The sequence below is a fragment of the Herbaspirillum sp. UBA812 genome (assembly GCF_002296545.1).
In the GTDB taxonomy this organism is placed as follows: Bacteria; Pseudomonadota; Gammaproteobacteria; order Burkholderiales; family Burkholderiaceae_D; genus Herbaspirillum; species Herbaspirillum huttiense.
Map to the genome: position 1 here is coordinate 1 of NZ_DBIC01000331.1, position 3058 is coordinate 3058.

The 3058-nt window shown below is 63.9% G+C and carries 3 protein-coding genes; all 3 read left to right on the forward strand.

Annotation, left to right across the window (positions count from 1 at the left end; translation table 11 throughout):
- Positions 1 to 137: 137 nt before the first annotated feature.
- On the forward strand, positions 138 to 380 hold the full coding sequence (locus B3873_RS22425) for a hypothetical protein (RefSeq protein WP_286869171.1): 243 nt from the start codon (positions 138 to 140) through the stop codon (positions 378 to 380).
- A gap of 29 nt (positions 381 to 409) precedes the next feature.
- Positions 410 to 1993 carry an MdtA/MuxA family multidrug efflux RND transporter periplasmic adaptor subunit gene (locus B3873_RS22430; protein WP_286869172.1) on the forward strand — a complete coding sequence of 528 codons (1584 nt, stop codon included), beginning with the start codon at positions 410 to 412 and terminating at the stop codon, positions 1991 to 1993.
- A 15-nt stretch (positions 1994 to 2008) separates the two neighbouring features.
- Positions 2009 to 3058: efflux RND transporter permease subunit (locus B3873_RS22435; protein ID WP_286869173.1), on the forward strand; the 1050-nt coding region annotated here is incomplete at its 3' end.

The following is a 3058-nucleotide window of genomic DNA, read 5'->3' on the forward strand; positions in this document are numbered from 1 at the left end:
AGCCTTGCGTCCCCCCGCAAGGCTGTTCTTGTTGGTAGCCCGTGCAAGCCGGGCAATAGCTGGGTACACTGCGTGCCAACCCGGACGCGGGGTGGCTGGCCGACAATGTTGCACGGCTGTCAGGCTGGTCGGAGAGAATGACGGCGGGCGGCCTTGCTCCGGCAGGAGGGGCCGCCTTCGCTTGTGTTTTCAGCTGGCGTTTTGCCTGTCGTGAAAGACAGAAAAATGTACAGAATCCTGCACAGATTCCTGTGCAAAACGTTGTACAGAAAAAAGAGCAGAAGGCAGTACAGCAATCTGTACTGAAAGAAATACATAAAAAAGCGCTGATAAATGCCGGCGGGCTGCCATGGTGGCGGCCCGCTGACGTGATTACTTGATGACGTGATGGTTCACTGGTTTTCCTGACATGACAAATACTCCCAATTCCAAGCAGCCGTCTCCCTCCAACGCTTCGTCTCGCGGCAGCATCCTGCGCCGCTGGTGGTTCTGGGTCCTGGTGGCGGCGCTGGCGGCCGGTGGCGGCTACAAGTGGTGGTCCAAGAAGAAGGCCGATCAGGAGCAGATGGCTGCCATGGGCGGCCCGGGCGGACGCCCTGGCGCAGGCGGCCCCGGTGGACCGGGCGCGCGCCGTCCCGGCGGTCCCGGCGCCTTCGCGAGCCAGACCATGCCGGTCGGCGTGGCCAAGGCTCAGGTGCAGAACGTCGATGTCTTCCTCAATGGCCTGGGGGCCGTGACCCCGACCGCCACGGCCACCGTGCGGGCCCGTGTGGATGGCCAGCTGATGAAGCTGCATTACAAGGAAGGCCAGGTGGTCAAGGCCGGCGAGCTGCTGGCCGAGATCGATCCGCGCTCGCTGCAGGCCGCGTTGACCCAGGCCGAAGGGCAACTGGCGCGCGACCGCGCCTTGCTGGCCTCGGCCCGCCTGGACCTGAAGCGTTACCAGACCCTGCTGTCGCAGGACTCGATTGCCAGCCAGCAGGTCGATACTCAGGCCGCGCTGGTCAAGCAATACGAAGGAACAGTCAAGGCCGATGAGGGCAGCGTCGCCAGCGCCCGCCTGCAACTGTCGTTCACCCGCGTGACCGCGCCGATCAGCGGCCGCCTCGGTCTGCGCCAGGCCGATGTGGGCAACAACGTCACAACCAGCGATACCAACGGGCTGGTCATCATCACGCAACTGCAGCCGATCACGGCCATCTTCAGCATCCCCGAAGACAATATCCCCAAGGTCTTGCAGCAACTGCAGAGCGGCCGCAAGCTGCCGGCCCAGGCCTGGGACCGCGAGCAAAAGAAGAAACTGGCCGACGGCGTGCTGCTGACCATCGACAACGTGGTGGATTCGACTACCGGCACCGTCAAGCTCAAGGCCCAGTTCCCCAATACCGATTACGCGCTCTTCCCCAGCCAGTTCGTCAACATCCGTCTGCAGCTCAAGACCGAGGAGGGGGCCATCGTCATCCCGACGGCGGCCATCCAGCGCGGGTCGAAGGGCCTGTTCGTGTATGTGGTCAAGGAAGACAACACCGTCACCGTGCGTCCGGTCAAGACCGGTCCGGTGCAGGATGACCAGACCGTCATCACCGATGGCATCGCTGCCGGTGAAACCGTGGTCATCGACGGTATCGACCGCCTGCGCGAAGGCGCCAAGGTGGAAGCGGTGGCCCGTGGTGGCGCGGATGATCCGGCCAACAAGCTGACTACCGAGAATCCCGAACGCCGCCATGGCAAGCGCGGCCAGGCCGGTGAGGCAGGACAGGGCGGGCAGGGCGGTCAAGCCAACCTGAGTCCGGAAGAACGCCAGAAACGCTGGGCCGAAATCAACAAGCGCATCGACGCCGGTGAATTCGGCGAAGAGATCAAGAAGCTGCCCGAAGACCAGCGCCGCCAGAAGATGATGGAGCTGCGCCGCCAGCGTGAAGCGGCTGCCGGTGGTGGCAACGGCAGCAATACCCCCGCCAACAATGCAGGCAACGCCAACGGCGCCAAGTAAGCACAAGGCTCACGCATGAATCCCTCGCGCCAGTTCATCCTGCGGCCGGTCGCCACATCCTTGCTGATGCTGGCGATCCTGCTGGTGGGCATCGTGGCCTACCGGCTCCTGCCGCTGTCGGCCCTGCCCGAAGTCGATTACCCGACCATCCAGGTGGTCACGCTCTATCCCGGCGCCAGTCCGGACGTGATGACCTCCTCGGTCACCGCGCCCCTGGAACGCCAATTCGGCCAGATGCCGGGCTTGAAGCAGATGTCCTCCACCAGCTCCGGCGGGGCTTCGGTGATCACGCTGCAATTCAATCTGGATCTCAGCCTGGACGTGGCCGAGCAGGAAGTGCAGGCCGCCATCAACGCCGGCAGCAACCTGCTGCCCTCGGACCTGCCGATGCCGCCGGTCTACAGCAAGGTCAATCCGGCTGATACGCCCATCATCACGCTGGCGGTCACCTCCAAGACCATTCCCTTGCCCAAGGTGCAGGACCTGATCGATACCCGCCTGGCGCAAAAGATTTCGCAATTGTCCGGCGTTGGTCTGGTGAGCCTGTCGGGCGGCCAGCGTCCGGCCGTGCGCATGCAGTTGAATCCGCGTGCGGTAGCCGCGCTCGGTCTCAACCTGGATGACGTGCGCACCGCCATTGGCAACGCCAACGTCAACCAGGCCAAGGGCAGTTTCGACGGCCCCACGCGCGCCTCCACCATCGATGCCAACGACCAGCTGCGTTCGGCCGATGAATACCGCAACCTCATCATTGCCTACAAGAACGGTGCGCCCATCCGCGTCTCGGATGTGGCCGATGTGATCGATGGTGCAGAAAACGTCCGCCTCGGCGCCTGGGCGAACCAGCAGCCGGCGGTGATCGTGAACATCCAGCGCCAGCCGGGTGCCAACGTGATCGCCGTGGTCGACAGCATCAAGAAGATCCTGCCGCAGCTGCAGGCCAGCCTGCCGGGCGCCATCGATGTCCATATCCTGACCGACCGCACCACCACCATCCGCGCCTCGGTGGAGGACGTGAAGTTCGAACTGCTGCTCTCGGTGGCGCTGGTGGTGATGGTGATCTTC

Coding starts and splice junctions, on each gene's coding strand:
- B3873_RS22430 (WP_286869172.1), top strand. CDS start 410: ATGACAAATACTCCCAATTCCAAGCAGCCGTCTCCCTCCAACGCTTCG.
- B3873_RS22425 (WP_286869171.1), top strand. CDS start 138: ATGACGGCGGGCGGCCTTGCTCCGGCAGGAGGGGCCGCCTTCGCTTGT.